Origin of the sequence: Rhodococcus sp. IEGM 1306 (assembly GCF_036541985.1) — a bacterium.
In the GTDB taxonomy this organism is placed as follows: Bacteria; Actinomycetota; Actinomycetes; order Mycobacteriales; family Mycobacteriaceae; genus Rhodococcus_F; species Rhodococcus_F qingshengii.
Genome location: NZ_JAZHFF010000007.1, coordinates 289421 through 303186, shown reverse-complemented (window position 1 = coordinate 303186; position 13766 = coordinate 289421). Strand labels below are relative to the sequence as shown.

The 13766-nt window shown below is 63.0% G+C and carries 13 protein-coding genes; 9 read left to right on the top strand and 4 right to left on the bottom strand.

What is annotated here, in order from left to right:
* Window positions 1-37: 37 nt before the first annotated feature.
* The 4 genes from V3587_RS21500 to paaI all read left to right on the top strand — a co-directional run bounded on the left by V3587_RS21500 (window position 38) and on the right by paaI (window position 3533).
* A complete protein-coding gene (locus V3587_RS21500) occupies window positions 38-649 on the top strand; it encodes a TetR/AcrR family transcriptional regulator (protein ID WP_007730612.1) in 612 nt (203 codons plus the stop codon).
* 88 nt (window positions 650-737) lie between these two features.
* The gene (paaZ, locus tag V3587_RS21495) at window positions 738-2780 is read left to right on the top strand and encodes a phenylacetic acid degradation bifunctional protein PaaZ (protein WP_211921675.1); all 2043 of its coding nucleotides are present in this window, start codon (window positions 738-740) and stop codon (window positions 2778-2780) included.
* Between the two features lie 6 nt (window positions 2781-2786).
* Window positions 2787-3098: an EthD family reductase gene (locus V3587_RS21490; RefSeq protein ID WP_283377153.1), complete on the top strand. Its 312-nt coding sequence runs from the start codon at window positions 2787-2789 to the stop codon at window positions 3096-3098.
* Window positions 3099-3164: 66 nt separating this feature from the next.
* The gene (gene paaI, locus V3587_RS21485; RefSeq protein WP_047269444.1) at window positions 3165-3533 is read left to right on the top strand and encodes a hydroxyphenylacetyl-CoA thioesterase PaaI; all 369 of its coding nucleotides are present in this window, start codon (window positions 3165-3167) and stop codon (window positions 3531-3533) included.
* A gap of 18 nt (window positions 3534-3551) precedes the next feature.
* On the opposite strand, the gene V3587_RS21480 is transcribed toward paaI, so the two are convergent.
* Both V3587_RS21480 and V3587_RS21475 read right to left on the bottom strand, forming a co-directional pair.
* Window positions 3552-5342 carry a CocE/NonD family hydrolase gene (locus V3587_RS21480; protein WP_162114107.1) on the bottom strand — a complete coding sequence of 597 codons (1791 nt, stop codon included), beginning with the start codon at window positions 5340-5342 and terminating at the stop codon, window positions 3552-3554.
* An 81-nt stretch (window positions 5343-5423) separates the two neighbouring features.
* Window positions 5424-5870, bottom strand: coding sequence for a cupredoxin domain-containing protein (locus tag V3587_RS21475; RefSeq protein ID WP_003943263.1), 447 nt, complete (start codon window positions 5868-5870; stop codon window positions 5424-5426).
* Window positions 5871-6142: 272 nt separating this feature from the next.
* On the opposite strand from V3587_RS21475, the gene V3587_RS21470 reads away from it, so the two are divergent.
* Together V3587_RS21470 and V3587_RS21465 are read left to right on the top strand one after the other, a co-directional pair.
* Window positions 6143-6505: a hypothetical protein gene (locus V3587_RS21470; protein ID WP_283377168.1), complete on the top strand. Its 363-nt coding sequence runs from the start codon at window positions 6143-6145 to the stop codon at window positions 6503-6505.
* A gap of 7 nt (window positions 6506-6512) precedes the next feature.
* Window positions 6513-7652 (top strand): cation:proton antiporter, encoded by a 1140-nt coding sequence (locus V3587_RS21465; protein WP_030536077.1) that lies wholly within the window; start codon window positions 6513-6515, stop codon window positions 7650-7652.
* Here V3587_RS21465 and V3587_RS21460 read toward each other — a convergent pair.
* A complete protein-coding gene (locus V3587_RS21460) occupies window positions 7636-8397 on the bottom strand; it encodes a DUF2127 domain-containing protein (protein WP_003943067.1) in 762 nt (253 codons plus the stop codon). The genes V3587_RS21465 and V3587_RS21460 overlap by 17 nt on opposite strands.
* Window positions 8398-8472: 75 nt before the next feature.
* Between V3587_RS21460 and V3587_RS21455 the strand changes: the two genes are divergently transcribed.
* From V3587_RS21455 to V3587_RS21445, 3 genes are all read left to right on the top strand, one after another.
* Window positions 8473-9279, top strand: coding sequence for an alpha/beta fold hydrolase (locus tag V3587_RS21455; protein WP_003942939.1), 807 nt, complete (start codon window positions 8473-8475; stop codon window positions 9277-9279).
* A gap of 118 nt (window positions 9280-9397) precedes the next feature.
* The gene (gene gabT / locus V3587_RS21450; protein WP_331702773.1) at window positions 9398-10771 is read left to right on the top strand and encodes a 4-aminobutyrate--2-oxoglutarate transaminase; all 1374 of its coding nucleotides are present in this window, start codon (window positions 9398-9400) and stop codon (window positions 10769-10771) included.
* Window positions 10768-12204, top strand: coding sequence for an aldehyde dehydrogenase family protein (locus V3587_RS21445; RefSeq protein ID WP_162114105.1), 1437 nt, complete (start codon window positions 10768-10770; stop codon window positions 12202-12204). Before gabT ends, V3587_RS21445 begins: the two co-directional genes overlap by 4 nt.
* Here V3587_RS21445 and V3587_RS21440 read toward each other — a convergent pair.
* Window positions 12180-13712 carry a PucR family transcriptional regulator gene (locus tag V3587_RS21440; RefSeq protein ID WP_283377151.1) on the bottom strand — a complete coding sequence of 511 codons (1533 nt, stop codon included), beginning with the start codon at window positions 13710-13712 and terminating at the stop codon, window positions 12180-12182. The genes V3587_RS21445 and V3587_RS21440 overlap by 25 nt on opposite strands.
* Window positions 13713-13766: the final 54 nt, after the last annotated feature.

Here is a 13766-nt window from a genome sequence, read left to right as displayed (position 1 = left end):
TGGTGCACAGCTTTGCCCGAACTGAGAAGATGGGGACATGACTACGGCACGCCCCACTCGACGCACCGGCCTCCCCGGACGTCCCGGCTACGACCTCGATTCGCTCCTGGCCGTGGCCGTGAAGGTGTTCAACGACAAGGGCTACGACGGCGCCAGCATGGAGGTGCTCGCCAAGAAACTCGGCATCACGAAGTCCTCGATCTACCACCATGTGTCCGGAAAGTCAGAACTTCTCGAACTCGCCCTTTCGCGTGCCCTCAACGCCCTGTTTGCGGTCACGACCGAAGAGGGCGCCACCACCGGTCCGTACATCGACCGGCTCGAATACCTGGTCCGGCGCAGCGTAGAGGTGCTGGTCGCAGAGCTTCCATACGTCACCCTGCTCCTGCGCGTCCGCGGCAACACGACGGTCGAGCGCGCCGCGCTAGCTCGTCGACGCGAATTCGACAACTTCGTCGGAGGTCTCGTCGCGTCCGCCGCAGCGGAGGGAGACTTGCGCCCGGACATCGAACCAGCCCTCGCCAGCAAGCTGATGTTCGGCACCGTCAACTCACTGATCGAGTGGTACAAACCCCGAGCGGGTGAGTCCGTCTCCGACATCGCCGACGCGGTCGTCGCCGTCACTTTCGACGGACTTCGCAAGGCCTGACTCCAGGCAGTTCTGCCGAATCCTTGACAACGCGGCGTTACCGGGCGATCGTAATTACCGACCGAACGTACGGTGAGATGGAGTTGTCGTGAGCAGACTGTTGGAAAGCTATGTGGCCGGTCAGTGGTACGCCGCACCGGACGCAGGTACCCCGTTGCCGAGCGCAGTGGACGGATCGGAGGTGGCCCGGATCTCCGCAACCGGCATCGACCTCGCCGAGATGGTTACGTACGCCCGCGAGGTCGGCGGGCCTGCACTGTCCGCGATGACCTTCCACGAACGTGCCGGCGCGCTCAAGGCTCTCGCCCTCACGTTGATGGCAGGAAAAGCCGAGTTCTACACACTCTCCACTGCCACCGGCGCGACGACGCGAGATTCCGGGGTGGACATCGACGGCGGATTCGGGACCCTGCTGAGCTACGCGAGCAAGGCTCGGCGCGAATTGCCCGACAGCACAGTCTTTCTGGACGGAAACGTCGAGCCTCTCGGCAAGGGCGGAACCTTCCTCGGGCAACACATCTATACATCACGTCGCGGCGTCGCCGTGCAGATCAACGCCTTCAATTTCCCGGTGTGGGGGTTCCTGGAGAAGCTGGCACCGGCATTCATCGCGGGGGTGCCGTCCATCGTCAAACCTGCCAGTTCCACGGCATATCTCACCGAACTCGTCTTCCGGCGCATCATCGAGTCAGGCTTGCTCCCAGAGGGTTCCGTCCAACTGCTCTCCGGTAGTGCACGCGGCCTCCTCGATCACCTCGGCGGGCAGGACTCAGTGGCATTCACCGGATCCGCCGACACCGCAGCAACGCTGCGTGCTCACCCGAACGTCGTCGGCAAGGGTGTCCATTTCAATGCCGAAGCCGATTCACTCAACGCGTCGATCCTCGGCGAGGACGCCGTACCAGGAACGCCCGAATTCGATTTGTACGTCAAACAACTCGTCACCGAGATGACGGTCAAGGCGGGCCAGAAGTGCACGGCGATCCGGCGCGCCCTGGTCCCGCTCTCGCTGGTCGACGCCGTTGTCGATGCCGCATCCGAGCGACTGAACAAAGTGGTCGTGGGACACCCCGATGCTGATGGCGTCACTATGGGAGCTCTCGCCAGCATCGAACAGCGTGACGAGGTCTTGAAATCCATTCGCGGTCTGACGAAGTCGGCAACTATCGTATTCGGAGACCCGGACAACGTCGACGTGGTCGGTGCCGACGGCCAGTCAGGAGCCTTCCTTTCCCCAGTCCTTCTCCGGGCGGAAGAGAATGCGCACGAGGTACACGAACTGGAGGCCTTCGGACCCGTCAGCACCGTCATCGGATACGACGGCATCGATCATGCGATCGAACTCGCGGCCCATGGCGAGGGAAGCCTCGTCGCTTCGGTGGTCACTGCCGACACCGACATCGCACGTCGACTGGTGCTGGGCCTCGCAGCTTTTCACGGCAGAGTGCTCGTGCTGAACCGCGACGACGCCAAGGAATCCACCGGCCACGGCTCTCCCCTTCCAGTCCTCGTACACGGCGGTCCCGGCCGTGCCGGCGGCGGTGAGGAGCTGGGTGGCATCCGCGGAGTTCTGCACCACATGCAGCGCACCGCCGTACAGGGCACACCCGACGTCCTCACCGCAGTCGGCGGGCGCTGGTTCACCGGATCGCAGCGCACGACCGGATCCGAACATCCATTCCGAAAGAGTCTCGCCGAGTTGAAGATCGGTGACACTGTTGTCGGCGGTCCGCGCCAGGTCACACTCGCAGACATCGATCATTTTGCAGAGTTCACCGGTGACACCTTCTACGCTCACACCGATCCGGTGGCCGCTGCGGCGAATCCACTCTTCGGCGGCATCGTCGCGCACGGCTATCTTGTTGTCTCACTCGCTGCGGGCCTGTTCGTCGACCCGGCTCCCGGCCCGGTTCTCGCGAACTTCGGCGTGGACAGCCTCAGGTTCCTGACTCCGGTCAAAGCCGAAGACAGCCTGACGGTCACCCTCACAGCCAAGACCATCACACCTCGCAGCAGCGCCGACTACGGTGAGGTTCGTTGGGACGCCGTGGTGACGAACCAGAACAACGATCCGGTCGCGACATACGACGTCCTGACTCTGGTAGCCAAGACTCGCCCCGAAGGGAATTGAAAGCACATGACCTATCGAGTAGCAGTGTGTTACGGACGCCCCACCGATCCGGAGGCTTTCGACAAGTACTACAACGAGACCCACGTCCCGCTCGCCAGCGCAGTGCCAGGGCTCTCGGACTTCACGTTCAGCAAGTGCTCGACGCTGGACGGCTCCGATCCAGTCTTCTATGCCGTCGCCAACCTCGAGTTTCCCGATCTCGAGACTATGCAGAGCGGCCTGAAGTCCCCGGAGATGGGCGCCGCTGGAAAAGATGTCGCAAACTTTGCCACCGGCACGGTCGACATGTATGTCCAGGAAGTTGTCTCGGTCCTCTAGACCCCTGCAATTTCCCGATCACACAGGAGTTGTCTCGTGAGTACAGGAAGCATCACCGCCAGAGAGATGTTCGACGCGGACCAGGCATCGCAGGCACTCGGTATCGAGATTTCCGAGCTGGCGCCCGGTAGCGCAACCGTGACCGTCACCGTGGGCGAAACCATGGTGAACGGTCACGGAATCACACACGGCGGTTATGTTTTCCTGCTCGCGGACACCGCGTTTGCGCTCGCCTGCAACGGCTACGAGGATTCAGCCGTTGCAGCGCGCGCGGACATCAGATTTCTGCGTCCGACCCGTCTGGGCGACACCTTGACCGCGGTCGCCACCGAGAAGGCTCGAGGCGGCCGAAGTGGGATCTACGACGTGACCGTTCGCAATGGCGACGCCGTCGTGGCCGAGTTCCGCGGCGACAGTCGAACCATCACCCGCTGAAATTCAGCCCACGGTGTATCAGCCCACGACGGGAAGTTCGAGGGGGCCGGAACCGTCGGCAAAGATCGTCACCGGCATACCTTGCAGTCCCCCACGGAAACTGATGTCGCCACCGGTGATCGCGAGACGCACGGAATGCCCTGGCTCGAATCGGTGCACTATCGCCGGCATCGTCACCGGCACCGGCTGCGACGGATCACTGATGCGTATGGGCGCAATGAGTCCGTTGATCAGCGAGGAAGTTCCGTCCGGAGCCACGTCGTAGAGTTTCGCGAACACCACCGGCTGTCCGGGCGCCGCAACACGCAGCGTCACAGTGGGAGCTCCCACCACGTCCATCGCCTCGGTCATCGGCGCAGTGGTCCAGAGCGCCTCGGTTCCCGGAATCTGTGCATTCGGAATGTTTCCGGCCGGATTGATATTGAGTGGCTCTACGCCCGTCGGCAGCCCAGCCGGTGCGGTGACGATCGTCTTCGAACCCGGTATCACCGGCGTGCCGTCCGGTAGCAGTCCCCCGTCAGCGGACAGATGGAAGGCGCGAGCGGTCCCGACATCGACGGTGTCGGACGTCGCGTAGGCCGGTGCCGCGTTTCCCTCGTAGTCGATCCAGTTGCGGAAATACGCGAATTCCGGGCCGGTCTCGGTGTTCTCGTCTTTGAGGTAGTGATCGAACCAGTCCATGAAGCGACCGGTCTCGTACTGGGTATCCTCGTCGGGTGCGGAGAAGCTGAACTCGCCCGGCGCAGCGGCCAAGTGGCTGTGCCCCCACGAATGCCAGATCATCTTGGCATCGACGCCACGATCCTTCAGCGCGTCGTAAGTCGCGGTTGCCTCGTTCAGATCGAACAGGGTGTCCTGTTGCCCCTGAGCAAGCAGTACCGGAATGTTGATCCGGTCGACGAACGACGAGACCGACGACGCTCGGAGCTCACTCACTACTTGCGGTCCGATATCGCCGGTCACCACTGCCTCGGCGATCGCGTTGCACATGTAAGGGACGTAGTTCGGGCAGCCGGGTAGCCGTGCGGGATCTGCGATGTAACCGTCCACACCGGGATTCGCGATGCCCGCGCCGAAGAGCAGCGATGCAAAGAGCACCTTCGCTGCTCCCGGCTCCGCAGTCGACACTCCGGAGATGGTCCCGGTGCTGTTGGGCGCCAGAGAATACGAGAGATCGTTCCAGGTGATCATGGGGATGATGGTGTCGATGCGGGGATCGACACTCGCGGCGGCGAATTGAATGCCGCCGCCGTAAGAGCCACCCGTCATTCCGACCCGCGGGTCGTTCGTCGACGGTGCACCGGTGTGATCGACGGAGTCCTGAACCACCGCGGTGAGCGCCGGATAGGGCTGCGTCAGAGCCTGATCCGTGAAGGCAATCCCTTCTTGGCCGCCGAGGAAGCTGACCAACTGGGAAGCGGCGACACCGTCGTATGCGGGAGAGTCGAGGGTGATCTTGCAACTCGAGCCGCCGAAACCCAATCCCGAATACGTCAGTCCGACGTACCCGTTCTCGGCGAAGTTCTGCAGGGCCGGAATCTGGTCCTTGTACGAACCGCCGAACCCGTTGGTGGTCAGGATCGCGGGAGCTGGGTTGTCAGCGTCGACACCATCGGGAACAAAGAGTTCACCGACGACGGTGCACGGCGTCGAGAGTTCAGGCCCGACATCGACCGAGAAGTACAGCAGCTGTGACGAATACGAGCCGTTCGGTGAATCCGCGAGCGCCGGCGGCGAAAAGCCGAGGGCGCAAACCACGAGCGTGACGACACTGATCGCTGTTCTCCGGCGCACCTGAAAACCGTACACCCGGATCTGTTCTCCACCAGCCTGATCGGCTGCGCGCCGCCGAAGTTTCCGGAGCAAAAGCTACGCCGGACGGGCCGACCTCTACTTGACCGTCAAGGTGCCGTGCATGCTCGGGTGGTAGGTGCAGTGGAACGTGTACGTTCCAGGCTCGTTCGGCACCGTGATGGTTTCCGTCTCACCCGCTTCGATGTCCTCGTTGAACAACCCCGCGGTATCGGACGTGACCGAGTGCTCGACGGTGTCGTTGTTCTGAATGGTCAGTACCTGTCCGGGCATCACCGACTCCGGCGTCGAATACTCGAAGCCGCTGATCACGATTCCCATCGACGACGCTCCCGGCGTCGACATACCCAGAGGCATGCTCGGCATCGACATACTGGTCGGCATGCTGGTCATCGGCATACTGGTCATCGCCATGCCGTCGTGATCGGCCGAATCGTTGTCCGACGAATCGTTGTTGTCACTGCACGCGGTCAGTGCGAACACCGCCAGGATCAGCGCTGCGAGCACTGCGAGAATCCGCTTCATTGCTTCGCCTCCTGCTCGTTCCCCCGCAGTCTGCTGATTACCCGCCGCCTAGGGGGCCAAACAGCTCCGATGTGGTGCCTGCGGCGCTGATAGTGCACGATTTCTGCACCAGCTCCACTCGCGGACCGACACTGAAGGAAACAGCACAGATGGCCAAGAGCAAAACGTCGAAGGCAGCCCAGCCGAAGGCGTCGAAGGCAGCGCAGCCGAAGGCTCCCAAGACAGCAGAGCCGAAGGTAGCCGAGAAGGCTCCCGCCGTTCTCTGGAAGGACCTGCCGGACGAGCACGACTACCCGGCGGCCCGCGATTACCTCCAGTTGGGCGCGACGCCGGTTCAGGTCCAAGCTCTCGTGTACGCCCTCAAGACGGCGACGCTGGTCTCGAAGAAGGCCAAAGACATCCTGCGGGCTGCTGGGCTCCCTCTGCTTCCGGTCGACAACCCACACGTGGCTGCCGACCTGTTGAAGATCCGCAAGGGGATCACGCTGTCGCCGATCCTGCTGGTGCAGGGAGACTTCCGCGCCGGAGTACCGGCGCAGATCGCCGACGGCTACCACCGTGTCTGTGCGAGCTACCACGTGGACGAGAACACCGCCATCCCCGCGAAGATCGCACCCTCGACAGTTAACTCGTAGGTCGTCGATGACCTTCGGCATCCTTGCCCTCGTCGCGCTGGCCGGCATTCTCGGCCCGCTGCTCGGCGCTCGCGTCAGCTGGCATGTCCCCGTGGTGGTCGGCGAACTTGCCGCGGGCGTCGTCTTCGGTGTCACCGGTTTCGGGCTGCTCGACTCTTCGGACCAGACTTTCACGTTCCTGGCCGATATCGGATTCGCGCTCACGATGATGGTGGCCGGCTCACACGTCCCGGTTCGCGATCCGGCAGTCCGTGCGGCAATCGGCAAGGGTGCCGTTCGCTCGGTTGTCGTCGGACTTCTGTCGGTTGTTGCCGGCTACGGTGCGGCGACGGCATTCGGCACCGGTCACGCCGCGCTGTACGCGGTCCTGATCGCGTCGTCGTCCGCGGCGTTGATTCTCCCCATCGTCGATTCGCTGGGGCTCGGTGGAACCTCGGTTCTGCAGATGACTGCCCAGGTCGCGATCGCGGACACCGTCTGCATTGTTGCGCTGCCTTTGGTGATCGATCCGGACAATGCCCCTCGTGCCGGTGTCGGCGCACTGGCTGTGGCGGCGTGTGCGGTTGCCTTGTTCTTCGTACTGCGAGCCTTCCACCGGTCCGGCCATTGGCGAAGGCTCCACAAATTCTCGGAGAAACGAAAGTTTGCACTCGAACTCCGGATCAATCTGGTGATCCTCTTTTCTCTGGCAGCGCTGGCGTCGAGCACTCACGTGTCGATCATGCTCGCGGGCTTCGCCTTCGGGCTCGTTCTTGCCGCGATCGGTGAACCCCGCCGCCTCGCCAAACAGCTCTTCGCCATCACCGACGGCTTCTTCGCCCCCCTCTTCTTCGTCTGGTTGGGAGCGGCGATCAATCTGCGCGACCTCGTCACCCATCCGTCCGCCATCTGGCTCGGATTGGTCTTGGGCGGAGCAACTCTCGTGGTTCACGCCGCGATACGCGCCCTCGGTCTCCCGCTCCCTCTCGGCGTGCTGTCCGCCGCACAACTGGGAGTACCGGTTGCCGCAGTTACGGTGGGCACTCAATTGGGGGTGATGGGCGACGGTGAACCCGCAGCCATCCTCCTCGCCGCCATGATCACAATCGGTGCAGCAACGCTGGCGGGTGCTGCCGCGTCGAAAGCTGGTCTCACGAAGCCTGCTTGACCGCGGCCCTCTCCACCGTCAGCAAGCTCTCCTCCGAATGTTCGGCGTGATACGCCGCGCCGCCGCCGCGGACACCGAAGAGTCGCTTGCTCCAGATCAGCCATACGACGGCAGCGATGTTCACCAGCAGCAACCCGGCCCTCAACCACGTGATCTTCTCGGTCAATTCGTAGATTTCGAGGGGCAGGAACAAGCTGGTCGCCACCACCGCGAAGTACTCGCCCCAGCGTTCGACCATCCATAGGCCGACTGCCTCGATCACTTGAAGGCCGGCGTAGACCAACAGCCCGACTGCGATCCAGGTGAGCGTCGTAGCGGACAACGAAAACGCCTGCTCGATGTGATGGACCAGTTTGGAATCGTCGATGTTCCAGCCCAATTGACGGGCAAGTGGCCTGATCAACGGCAATTCGTTCTCGAAGGCGTCCTCGGCGCGACCCTTCGACGATCTCAGTTCGAACACACCGATCGCCAGAAGAACCAAACCCAGAGCGCGGAACATTCTCTCGGTGGCGAGAAGTCGCATGATCAACCGGTCGCGAAGCAGCCTCCCCCGCGGAACCTCGGGGGCGGCGTCCGCCGGTCCCGATGCTCGGGGCGCTCCCGGGACGAAGTTGCCGCAACGTAGGCACCGCCACGCCTGACCCACCGCAGTATCCACATGTAGTCGATCCCGCAGCTCAGGTTCGTCCGGAGCGTAGGTCTCGTGACCGTGCCAACTGCACGAGCGCAATGCGAAGTCCACGGGTGAACTCTATGCCGCATATGCCCGGTAGCGTGGATACCCGCTGACCGTGCACTTCGAACGATGAGGATTCCGATGACAACCACCAAGATCGAAACCCGGCATGGCGTCATGGCAGTCGACGACAGTGCCACCGACGGTTTTCCGGTTGTCTTCATCCACGGGAACTCGGCCAGCCGCTCCATCTTCCGTCATCAGGTCGACGCCGACTGGGCCGGCGACTACCGCATGATCACTCTGGACCTACTCGGCCACGGCGACTCCGAGGACGCGAGCGATCCCGAAGCCGCATACACGCAGAACGGTTACGCCGACGCCATCGTCGATGTTCTGACCGAACTCGGCGTCGAAAGAGCCGTTGTCGTCGGCTGGTCGCTCGGCGGACACATCGCTCTCGAGTTGATCGCGAAATTCCCCGGGCTCACCGGAATCGTCATCACCGGTACGCCGCCGGCAAATCCCGAGACGCTCGGCGACGCCTTCAATGCCGGCGACGGATTGTCCATCGGCGGCACCGAGGTCATCACCGCGCAAGAAGCCGAACTCTACGCACGAATGACCGCCGTTCCCTTCGAGCAGGCTGCCCTCGACGCCGCGATACGCACGGACGGACGCGCTCGCAAGATCATGTTCGACGCATTCGGCGCCGGCCGCGAATCGGATCAGAAGGCTCTGGTTGCAACGGCGTCTGTGCCTCTCGCGGTGATCGACGGCGCCGAGGACCCGTTCGTGAACACGTCGTATGTCGCGTCGTTGACCTTCGCGAATCTCTGGGAGGGCACGTATCACGTGATTCCCGGTGTGGGGCATGCAGCGTTCTGGGAAGCCCCTGAGGTGTACAACCCACTGTTGCAACGATTCCTCGGCAGTTTCGCACAGTAACCTGCTGGACAACCTGCTGGACGCGGCGTCCTATGAGATAGAAGCCACTCGACAATCCGGCCATGTCCGGATCATTCATCGCCGTCCTACAGTTCGGAAAACGACTGGAGGCACTGCGATGACCATTCTCGAGCACGGCACGGAAACGTGCATCGGTGGACCGACCCTTCCCCAGATACGACGCCTCGTCACCGAAGTGCCCGGCCCCAACTCGCGCGCTTTGGCAAAGCGCCGGAGCGCCGCACTGCCGGCCGGGCTGACCAGCGGATCCAGCATTTACGTTGCCGCAGCGGGTGGAGGAGTTGTCGGCGGCGTCGGCGACAACTCGTTCATCGACTTCGGCAGCGGCATCGCCGTGACCACCGTCGGAAACAGTGCGCCGCGCGTGGTCGAACGCACCACGCGCCAGCTCGGTCAGTTCACCCATACGTGTTTCCTCGCAAACCCCTACGAGGGGTACCTCGAGGTCTGCGAAGCGCTCAACCGCCTGACCCCGGGAGATCACGAGAAGCGAACAGCGCTGTTCAACACCGGCAGCGAAGCGCTCGAGAACGCCGTGAAATACGCACGTGCCGCCACCGGTCGCCCGGCAGTTGTCGTCTTCGACCACGCATTCCACGGTCGCACGTTGATGACCATGACGATGACAGCCAAGAACCAGCCGTACAAGGCCACATTCGGCCCGTTCGCATCAGAGGTCTACCGGGTTCCGATGGCATACCCCTACCGTTGGCCGAGCGGCCCCGAAAACGCGGCCGACGAAGCATTCGCCCAGTTCCGTCTTGCGATCGACACTCAGATCGGCGCCGAATCGGTAGCCGCTGTGGTCGTGGAACCGATTCAGGGTGAGGGCGGTTTCATCGTTCCCGCTCCGGGATTCCTGAAGCGAATCTCGGAATTCTGCCGTGAGCGCGGCATTCTCGTCGTCGCGGACGAGGTCCAGACCGGTATCGCACGAACCGGAGCCTGGTTCGCCAGCGAGAGTGAGGACTTCGTCCCCGACATCATCACAACCGCAAAAGGTCTCGCCGGCGGAATGCCACTCGCCGCCGTGACCGGCCGTGCCGACGTCATGGACGCCGCGCATCCCGGTGGTATCGGCGGTACGTACAGCGGCAATCCCGTTGCCTGCGAGGCCGCCCTGGCAGTTTTCGAGACGATCGAGATGGAAGGGCTCCTCGACCGCGCCAAGGACATCGGCGACATTCTGACCACAGGTTTGTCCGAAATCGCTTCGGACACAGACATAATCGGCGACATTCGCGGACGCGGCGCCATGATTGCAATCGAACTCGTCCACGACGAGGACAAGGCTCCGAATCGCGAGGCCGTCGCCCAGATCGTCAGCTACGCCCACGCGCACGGTCTCCTTCTGCTCACCGCCGGCACCTATGGAAACGTCGTCCGTTTCCTCCCACCGCTGAGCATCTCCGACGAGTTGCTGACCGAAGGACTCGGTATTCTTCGCGACGCTGTGGCCGCAGTCCGATGAGCGTCGCAGTGCGCAGCTTGATCGGCGGAGCTTGGGTCACGGGCAGCGACGGCACACTGACGGACACCAACCCGGCCCGTCCCGACGAGGTTGTCGCCACCGGAGGCCGCGCCGGTGCCTCCGAAATGGCGACCGGTGTTCGCGTCGCCCGCATCGCCGCGAACGACTGGGCCCGCCTGCCGATGTCCGCACGCGGCGCATACCTCACTCGCGCAGCGGAAATCATAGAATCCAACGCTGAGGCCTGGGGCGAAGAACTCACCCGCGAAGAAGGGAAAACGCTGGCCGAGGGTATCGGAGAGGTGCGCCGCGCAGCGCAGATTCTGCGTTACTACGGCAACGCCGCCGACCGCGAGACCGGAACGGTGTATTCCTCCCCACGTAGCAGCGAGCAGATTCTCGTCACTCGCAAACCTCTCGGAGTGGTAGGCGTCGTCACGCCGTTCAACTTCCCGATCGCGATCCCGGCATGGAAGATTGCGCCTGCCTTGGTGTACGGAAACACCGTCGTCTGGAAACCGGCTGCCGCGGTGCCCCTTCTGGCCTTCCGTCTCGCGCAGGCACTGACCGAAGCGGGCCTACCCGACGGAGTCCTGAACATGATCCTCGCCGACAGCGCGGCCGGTGAAGCGCTGGTCGATCACCCGGACCTCGACGCCGTCACCTTCACCGGTTCCACCGGCGTCGGCCGAAAGATCGCGGGATCTGCTGCGGCGCGCGGAGTTCCGGTACAGGCGGAAATGGGTGGAAAGAACGCAGCCGTCGTACTTGCCGACGCAGATCTCGAGCTTGCGGTCGACCAGGTCATGCTGGGCGCATTTCGGTCAACCGGCCAGAAATGCACGGCCACTTCACGTCTGGTGCTCCATGAATCCATCGCCGAGGAATTCCTGGCCAGGCTGACCGTTGAAGTCAAGCAACTGAGAGTCGGAGATCCACTCGATCCCGACGTCACGACAGGTCCCGTGGTCAGCGCATACGCGCAGCAGTCGATCATCGGGGGGATCAATCGAGCCGTCGACGGCGGCGCCAGGGTTGTGGCCACCGCCGAAGCGCCGCAGTCGGGCTACTACGTCCAACCGACAGTGCTGGAACTACCGTCGAGCACCGAACTGTGGTTCGAGGAACTCTTCGGCCCGGTACTGGCGGTGCAGCGGGCAGCAACAACCGCAGACGCATTCCGCTTGGCGAACGAGGGCGAATTCGGTTTGTCCGCAGCATTGTTCACGCAAGACCTGACCAGTGCACTGGCCGGTATCGACGATCTGGACGTGGGGATCCTGCACGTGAATTCGGAATCGGCGGGCGCTGATCCCCACGTACCTTTCGGCGGCGCGAAGAGGAGTGGATACGGACCCAAGGAACAAGGCGACGCGGCGCGAGAGTTCTTCACTCACACCACCACCGTCTATCTCAGGGGCGGCCGAGCGTGATCTGAATTCGATTCCGCCTGCAGCAGTTCACGAGCTTTGAGTGCGATCCACAACTCGGACCGGGTGTGGGCGGAATCGAGATCTCTCCCGATCAACTCGGCAGCCTTGTCCATGCGGTTACGCAGCGTGTGCCGGTGAACACCCAATTGCGCTGCAGCGGATTCCCATTGACCATTGTGGTGCAGGAACGCTTCGATCGAGTCCACCAGACGGGAACCGTTCTCGGCGTCGTAGCCTTCCAGCACACCGAGACCGCTGGCCGCGATCGACTGCAGAACATCGCTCGACTGCACACTCAACAAGAGACTGAAAGTCCCGAGTTCCGAGAACGGAACGAGTGTGTGTCCTTCGACCTGCCCCACTTTGGCAGCAGAGACGGCCTCGCGCAGACTGGCCGCAACACCGCTAATCGGCCGGACGCCACCGATTCCACCGTTGATACTCCGGCGTGAATTCTCCCGTACTCTCGCATACACACTGCGCGTGACCTTCTCCGCAACTTCACTTTTCACGACGAACCACACACCGGTTCCGTCAGTCAGCGGGGCCAACAGGTACGGCACCGACTCTTCTTCCAGGGCCGCTGAAGTGATGTCGGTGGCCGCAAGCAAAGGTCCGACATCGGTCAAGGCGGTTGACACCACCGTGGTTTCGGATTCGAATCCGAAGTACCGCAACAGACTTTCGTCGACGTCACCGCCGGCCTGGCGCACCATCGTCGTAACGGCCAACCTCAGCCGCTGTTCGGCATCGACAACCCGCAACGGCTTGGCAAGCTCGATGGTCAACAGCGACACCGTGTGGCCCACCAACAATCGCTCGGACTGATCCAAGGCGGCCTCGGACGCCACGGCCAGCGTGCCGCTCACAGCAAGGCGGTGAATGGCCAGATGGCCGTCGTCGTCCACCACGATCCGGCTGCGCTCCTTACCTGATCGCTCCCTGATGCGTTCGGGCAGAGACGAACTCGCACCTTCCGTCAGAGCCAGCACCGCGCCGTCCCGATCGAGAACACAGACTGCTGCGTGAACGGCTCGACCCAGGGCAGTGATCAGAGCCGGCACCCCGTCGAGCAGGGCACGCGCCAACTTCTCCTGCGCGTCGACCACCGCCTGCACCGTTCGTATCTGGTCGGCGGTCAGTTCGTCGATCACGGCCCGCGAAATGGCGATGAACGGCGTCTCCTTGGCGACGGAAAGCACGGCAAAACCCAGTTCGTCGCCGGCCCTGATGATCGCGTCCGGCACCCTCTCGTGCACGGTGCCGGTGTCGAACGCCAGTGCCACCGCACCGGTCTGCGCGATGCGCTCGACGTACTCGTATTGCTTTGTCGCCGAACGCGGTAGATGCAGCCCCGTCGTCATGACAAGCTCTCCACCGGCGAGCCAACGGGTCGGATCCTGCAATTCGATTGCGTGCGCCCAGCTGATCGACAGATCCACGTCGTCGTGACCGGCAACGATCGTGAGGCCGAGCGAGGTGGTGGCAGCCAGCCGTCGGACAGTCATCGGCATTACCGGAACCTCCGAAGGCAGTGAATAGAAAGGCAGTGGACAGAACTG

Coding starts and splice junctions, on each gene's coding strand:
- paaI (WP_047269444.1), top strand. CDS start 3,165: ATGTTCGACGCGGACCAGGCATCGCAGGCACTCGGTATCGAGATTTCC.
- V3587_RS21465 (WP_030536077.1), top strand. CDS start 6,513: ATGACCTTCGGCATCCTTGCCCTCGTCGCGCTGGCCGGCATTCTCGGC.
- V3587_RS21455 (WP_003942939.1), top strand. CDS start 8,473: ATGACAACCACCAAGATCGAAACCCGGCATGGCGTCATGGCAGTCGAC.
- V3587_RS21490 (WP_283377153.1), top strand. CDS start 2,787: ATGACCTATCGAGTAGCAGTGTGTTACGGACGCCCCACCGATCCGGAG.
- gabT (WP_331702773.1), top strand. CDS start 9,398: ATGACCATTCTCGAGCACGGCACGGAAACGTGCATCGGTGGACCGACC.
- V3587_RS21440 (WP_283377151.1), bottom strand. CDS start 13,712: ATGACTGTCCGACGGCTGGCTGCCACCACCTCGCTCGGCCTCACGATC.
- V3587_RS21500 (WP_007730612.1), top strand. CDS start 38: ATGACTACGGCACGCCCCACTCGACGCACCGGCCTCCCCGGACGTCCC.
- V3587_RS21445 (WP_162114105.1), top strand. CDS start 10,768: ATGAGCGTCGCAGTGCGCAGCTTGATCGGCGGAGCTTGGGTCACGGGC.
- V3587_RS21475 (WP_003943263.1), bottom strand. CDS start 5,870: ATGAAGCGGATTCTCGCAGTGCTCGCAGCGCTGATCCTGGCGGTGTTC.